Genomic DNA, 5,872 nt, shown 5'->3' with positions numbered 1-5,872 from the left:
TGGGAAAAAGCGGTCGATATGGCCGAGGTGGCGACAATCTACGCCTTCCGCCACCGGCCGCAAGCCTTCTATGATTGGCTGCGCCCCCTCCTGCACGTCGTCCTGGCCGCACAGCCGAACCCGGCCCACGTCGCGCTGGCTCAACTGGAGGAGGCCGGCCGGCTGCGGGCGCTCATCACCCAGAACATCGATCTGCTCCACGGCCGCGCCGGCTCGCGCAACATCTTCGAGGTGCACGGCCATCTACGCGAAGTGGTCTGCCTGGCCTGCCACGACATCGCGCCGGCCGGCCCCGCGCTGGACGACTTCATGGCGACGGGCAAGATTCCCCGCTGCCGCCGCTGCCACCACGTCATGAAGCCCAACGTCGTCCTCTTCGGCGAGATGCTGCCCCCACGAGCCATGAAGGCCGCCCAACTGCATGCGCGTTCGGCCGACCTGATACTGGTGGCCGGGTCGTCGCTGGAGGTGGCCCCGGCCGGCGACCTGCCGGCGCTGGCCCGCGAAAACGGCGCGCGCCTGATCATGGTCAACTACCGGCCGACCCATTTGGACGATGAGGCTGACGTCATCATTCGCGCCGACGTGGCCGAGGTGCTGCCGCGCCTGGTCGCCCCGTTCCTGCCGCCTCCGTTTGATTCGCAGCCGCGCGAACAGTACAATGAATTGAACGGCGAGTAAGAAACGACCCCGCAGCCGTGTCCAGAGAGAGAAGGGAGCAGTTGAGGCGCTCCGGTATGGCAGCGCCGCGCAATCTCGCGGGGGAGCGCGCCGCGGTGGGGACATCCCATCTCGGTCTCTCCCACGCTATTCGAGACGGGAAGAGGTATGCAAAAGGAACGTGTCATCATTATCGGCTCCGGCCCGGCCGGCATGGCGGCGGCCATCTACGTCGGGCGGGCAGCACTCAGCCCGCTGGTCATTACCGGCAACCAGCCTGGCGGCCAAATCTCCATCACCTACGAGGTCGAGAACTACCCCGGCCTCTACAACCCCGAATCGACGCCGACCGGCCCCGAAATGGTGCAGATCATGCAACAGCAGGCCGAGCACTTTGGCGCGCGCTTCGCCTACGAAGAAGTCACCGAGGTGGAGTTGCGCAGCGGGCCGCCGTTCACCATCAAGACCCACGCGCAGACCTACGTGGCCGACGCCGTCATCGTCACCGCCGGCGCGTCGCCCAAGCATCTCGACGTGCCGGGCGAGACGGAGTTCATCGGCCGCGGCGTCAGCTATTGCGGCACGTGCGATGGCTTCTTCTTCCGGGGCAAGGACGTGGTCGTCGTCGGCGGCGGCGACAGCGCCATGGAAGAGGGCATCTTCCTGACCAAATTCGCCAATAACGTCACCGTCATCCACCGCCGCGACTCGCTGCGCGCTGGGGCGACGCTCCAGCGGCGCGCCTTCACCAACGCGAAGATGAACTTTATCTGGGACACGGTCATCGAGGAGATTCAGGGGAACGGCGTCGTCACCGGTGTCCAGTTGCGCAACGTCCAGACGGGCGAGGCCAAGGCGATGCCGACCGACGGCGTGTTCATCTTCGTCGGCCACTATCCCAACAGCAAGTTCCTGGAAGGGCAGCTGGCGATGGACGAGCACGGCTACGTCATCACCGACGAGTTCATGCGCACCAACGTCGCCGGCGTCTACGCCGCGGGCGAGATTCAAGACCCGCACTACCGGCAGATCGCCACGTCGGTCGGCCAGGGCGTGGCCGCGGCGATGCAGTTGGAGCGGTGGCTCAGCGCGCAGGAGTAGCGTCTATACTGTAGGGGCGGGTTTGAAACCCGCCCCTACTACGAACCGCTCAACGCCGCCGGGTCTTTGCCGGTCACCTCGCGGTAAAGCTCGACCAGCGCCTCGTAGCTGTCAATGCGCCCGACGCTGACCAGGAAGGCGCGCAAAGAGGGGCTGGCCTCGCGGATCTCGCGCAGCATGGGGCCGATGGGACTCGCGCCCGACGCGCCGCCCGGCTCGGCGGCATACCCCCCGTAGAAGGCGAAGTAAGCCTGGTTGAGCTTGCGCAGCAGGTAGCCGTTGTTGACGAAGACCTGCCGCCGTTGTTCCATGTACGCCTCGGCCGCTTCGATCTCGCCGGCAGCCAGCATCCGGTCAACTGTGTTGCGCGTCTCGGCCATCTCCGCGCTAAAGTCGAAGGACGGCGCGTCGGCCGCCTCGACCGGCCTGGGCGACAGGGGAGTGATCGCCGGGGCCAGCAGTTCGGGGTAGGAGCGCGCCATCACCTTTTCCCCCATCTCCCGATCCACCAGCGAGGCCACCGTCTCGTTGATGACGCGCAATTCGGCCGTCTCCAGATAGCGCACGCCCAGCGGCCGGAAGGAGAGCCAGTGGTGCGTCCACTCATGGGCCGTCACCTGGGCGAGCCACTGCATGTTGTTCGTCTCGGCGATCATGGCCGGGTATATCCCCAGACCGCCGATGGGCACCACCAGCGCCGACTCGTCCAACCGGTCGAAGACGGCGTTCTCCATCTCCTCCTTCGTCTCGGTGGAGAGGCCGGGCACGAGCGCCGCCTGATCGACCTGCTCGATGCGGTCGCGCGGCGAGACGATGAGCATGGTGGGCACGGGCGACATGGTCATCAGCACCGGCGGCCAGGTGAGACCGCTCAGGCCCAACCCCTCGTCCGTCAGCGCCGCGGCCACCTGGCGCTGCACAATCTCCTCGGCCAACGGCTGCCGCCAGGCCAACTCGCGGCGCAGGGCGTCCACCTCGGCCTGTTTATCGGCGGCGACGGTCGCCGGGTCGCTCAGCGTTGGGTCGGCGTAGATGCCCTCGATCTCGAACTCCAGCGCCCGGGCACGACCGATCTGCGCCAGGTAAGTCAGGACGAACTCTTTTTGCGTCTCTTCGCTAAGGTAAGTGTGAGTACCGGATAGCAGGGCGCGCGCCTTGGTGAGCAGCGCGCGTGTCGTCCAGGCCAGGAAGTCGAACTGATGGCTTTGGCCGACGATGGCCCTGAACTGGAAGGCGGGGTCGCCAAAAGCGGGCCACTCCGGAGCGAGGAGCACCAGGGCTAGAGAGAACAACAGTGTGAGCCGGATGATGAGCCAGGCGCGTCGCAGCATGGTCTATATAGTATGCCCGCTGGCCCAATCGCGCCGCCTAACTTCAGCATCATTTAATGGATGAAGAGAATCCGCAGATTGCGCAGATTTTTGAGACGCAGGCGGTGCGCCGTGCGCCATCCATGGATAGAGCACGTATAGGGAGTGCACCCTCGGCGCAACTGTTACGTTTCGCGGAGTCGGGGGTACAATCAGGTTTCATGATTCCTGGAGCTATCCTGTGCGCCTGAGACGACGCGGCCGGCTGGCCGAAAAACCCGACGTTCCCCCTCCTCCGATCAACCGCAGCGACATCGCTACCTTTGGCCGCCTGCTGCGCTACGTCCGCCCCTACTGGCGCTGGATGACCGTTGCCGTAGTGGCTCTTATCATCAGTTCGCTGCTGGGGCTGGTGCTGCCGCTTGTCGTCCGCAACCTGGTCGATTTCGTCTTCGTCCGCAAGGACTTCGGCGACCTGAACCGGGTGACACTGGCGCTGCTGGCCGTCTTCACCTTCCAGGCGTTATTCACCTACATCCAGCAGATGAGCCTGGCGCGCACCGGCGAGCGGGCGGTGGCTGATATCCGCATCGACGTGTACAGCCATCTGCAAATCCTGCCCTTTAGCTTCTACGCCGACCGGCGCACCGGCGAACTGGTCTCGCGGCTGACCAATGACGTGGCCCTCCTGCAACAGTCGATGACCTGGAACCTGGTTATCCTGCTGCGCCAGGTCATCACCATCATCGGCGCGGCCGGGCTGCTCTTCTGGCTCGACTGGCGGCTGACGCTGCTCATCCTGCTCGTCGTGCCCATTATCACCCTGACGATGGTCCGGCTGGGCAACCGCATCCGCGACGCCTCCGTCTTGGTGCAGGACGCATTGGCCGAAGTCGCCAACGTGGCTGAGGAGACGACGCGCGGCGTACGCATCGTCAAGTCCTTCGCGCGCGAGCCTTATGAGATCGGCCGTTTCACCGAGCGCGTCTGGGGACTCTACCACGCCTCCATGCGCCGGGCGCGAATCAACGCCATGCTGGCCCCCATTATCGCCCTCATCGCCTCGATCACCATCACCGGCATCCTGTACTACGGCGGCTCACAGGTCATCCTCGGCCGGCTGACGCCCGGCGATCTCGTCGCCTATCTGATCTACACCGTCCTGGTGGCCTCGCCCGTCGCCATCATGGCCGACCTCTACGGCCAGTTCCAGGCGGCCATTGGCGCGTCGGAGCGGCTGTTCAGTCTGCTGGATACACCGCCGGACATCACCGACGCGCCGAACGCGATCCCGCTGCCGCCGGTCGCCGGCGACGTCATCTTTCGGGATGTCTCATTTCATTACACCAAGGCGATTGACGTTCTCAACGGCATCTCCTTCCAGGCCAGGGCGGGGCAGTTGATTGCCCTGGTGGGGCCTAGCGGCGCGGGCAAGAGCACGCTGGTGAACCTGATCCCCCGCTTTTACGACGTGGGCGACGGCTGCATCACCATTGACGGCCATGACGTACGCTGCGTGACGCTCAAGAGCCTGCGCGAGCAGATCGGCATTGTGCCTCAGGAGACGGTCCTGTTCTCCGGCAGCGTCTACGATAACATCCGCTATGGCCGGCTGGACGCGACGCGCGAGGAAGTGGAGCAGGCGGCCCGCGACGCCAACGCCCACCGCTTTATCGTTGAGGATCTGGCCAAGGGGTATGAGACGACCGTCGGCGAGCACGGCGTGAAACTGAGCGGCGGACAGCGCCAGCGCGTCGCCATCGCCCGAGCCATCCTGAAGAACCCGCGCATCCTCATCCTGGACGAGGCCACGTCTTCGCTGGATAGCGAGAGCGAAAGTCTGGTGCAGGAGGCGCTGGAGCGGCTGATGGTCGGTCGCACGTCGTTCGTCATCGCCCACCGGCTGAGCACGGTGCTGAGCGCCGATTGGGTGCTGGTGATGAACAAGGGGGAGATCGTGGAACAGGGCACGCACGCCTCGCTCCTGCTCAACCCGGATGGCCTCTATACCCGGCTCTACCACATGCAGTTCGCGGCCAACGTGGCCTGAGCGCTGCCGTCCCGGCGGGCCTGCTCAATAAACGCAAACAGCCGCCCACAATGGGCGGCTGTCATCATTCAGACAGAAGGCCTGATTCTTCGCGCGGCCGCGTGTCCGGCCGGGGGGCTTACTCAGTGGCCGGGGCGTTGCCAGACTTCTCGCGTACCTCAGTATAGAAGTTCTCGACGAGCTGTTCGCGCCGATTCATCCGCGAGGAGAGCATACCGGCCGCCAGGACGAAGATGGAGCAGAAGACAGAAGCACCCAGGAACAGTAAAAACCAGGTCATCGCGCTTACCTCTACAGGCGGTGGAAGGCTGATGTTACATCCACCGTAAGAATTTTCGTAAGAGTGATCGACTAGACTGTATTACCTACGATGCCAGCATTATAGCGGTTTACACCCGGCCTGTCTACCCCTTTACAGTAATAAGATGGTAACAATAGATAAGAAGTCGGTAACAAACTGATAACAGCGGCGGAATTCTAGGCCCGATCAGCTGCCCGTCCACTGCGCCTTGCGCTTGTTGATGAAAGCGTCCATCCCTTCTTTTTGGTCCGCCGTGCTGAACAGCATGTAGAATAGCCGCCGCTCGTAATCCATGCCCGCCCGCAGCGGCAACTCGAACGCGGCATTCACCGCCTCCTTGGCCAACCGGACGGCGACCGGGGCGCGCTCGGCGATCTCCCCCGCCAGGCGAATGGCCTCCTCCAAATACACCTCGACCGGATAGACGCGGTTGATCAGGCCGTGACGCAG

The 5,872-nt window shown here is 64.3% G+C and carries 6 protein-coding genes; 3 read left to right on the top strand and 3 right to left on the bottom strand.

Going from position 1 to position 5,872, the window contains the following annotated elements:
• Window positions 1–681 (top strand): NAD-dependent deacetylase (locus ACE3UY_RS20310; protein ID WP_374689304.1); only part of this gene is annotated, 681 nt, incomplete at its 5' end.
• Window positions 682–828: 147 nt separating this feature from the next.
• Window positions 829–1,761, top strand: a complete 933-nt coding sequence (trxB, locus tag ACE3UY_RS20305) for a thioredoxin-disulfide reductase (RefSeq protein WP_374689303.1) — start codon at window positions 829–831, stop codon at window positions 1,759–1,761.
• A 38-nt stretch (window positions 1,762–1,799) separates the two neighbouring features.
• On the opposite strand, the gene ACE3UY_RS20300 is transcribed toward trxB, so the two are convergent.
• Window positions 1,800–3,092, bottom strand: coding sequence for a hypothetical protein (locus ACE3UY_RS20300; RefSeq protein ID WP_374689302.1), 1,293 nt, complete (start codon window positions 3,090–3,092; stop codon window positions 1,800–1,802).
• Window positions 3,093–3,312: 220 nt separating this feature from the next.
• On the opposite strand from ACE3UY_RS20300, the gene ACE3UY_RS20295 reads away from it, so the two are divergent.
• Window positions 3,313–5,121 carry an ABC transporter ATP-binding protein gene (locus ACE3UY_RS20295; protein ID WP_374689301.1) on the top strand — a complete coding sequence of 603 codons (1,809 nt, stop codon included), beginning with the start codon at window positions 3,313–3,315 and terminating at the stop codon, window positions 5,119–5,121.
• Window positions 5,122–5,239: 118 nt separating this feature from the next.
• On the opposite strand, the gene ACE3UY_RS20290 is transcribed toward ACE3UY_RS20295, so the two are convergent.
• Window positions 5,240–5,401: a hypothetical protein gene (locus ACE3UY_RS20290; protein WP_374689300.1), complete on the bottom strand. Its 162-nt coding sequence runs from the start codon at window positions 5,399–5,401 to the stop codon at window positions 5,240–5,242.
• 207 nt (window positions 5,402–5,608) lie between these two features.
• On the bottom strand, window positions 5,609–5,872 hold a 264-nt coding region (locus ACE3UY_RS20285; protein WP_374689299.1), incomplete at its 5' end, for an enoyl-CoA hydratase-related protein.

The sequence above is a fragment of the Promineifilum sp. (SeqCode) genome (assembly GCF_041918635.1).
Classification (GTDB): domain Bacteria; phylum Chloroflexota; class Anaerolineae; order Promineifilales; family Promineifilaceae; genus Promineifilum.
This window is presented reverse-complemented; position numbering and strand designations above follow the sequence as displayed.